This window comes from Duganella radicis (assembly GCF_009720825.1).
Taxonomy (GTDB): domain Bacteria; phylum Pseudomonadota; class Gammaproteobacteria; order Burkholderiales; family Burkholderiaceae_D; genus Rugamonas; species Rugamonas radicis.
On the sequence record NZ_WNKY01000142.1, the window covers coordinates 1 to 261 of the forward strand.

1 rRNA gene is annotated in these 261 nt (G+C 51.0%); it reads right to left on the bottom strand.

Annotated features, from left to right (window positions below):
• Nucleotides 1–261 (bottom strand): 23S ribosomal RNA (locus GM676_RS31410); the annotation flags it as partial.

Consider the following 261-nt stretch of genomic DNA (forward strand, 5'->3'; position numbering starts at 1 on the left):
TCCTTCTCCCGAGTTCTCTCAAGCGCCTTAGAATACTCATCTCGCCCACCTGTGTCGGTTTGCGGTACGGTCTCGTATGACTGAAGCTTAGAGGCTTTTCTTGGAACCACTTCCGATTGCTACAGGATCAATGATCCTTCGTCCCGTTCCCTTGAATTACGTGCCCGGATTTGCCTAAGCACCTTCTATGAAACAGAAACTGACTATTCCAACAGTCAGACAACCTTCCGCGATCCGTCCCCCCATCGCATCATACGACGG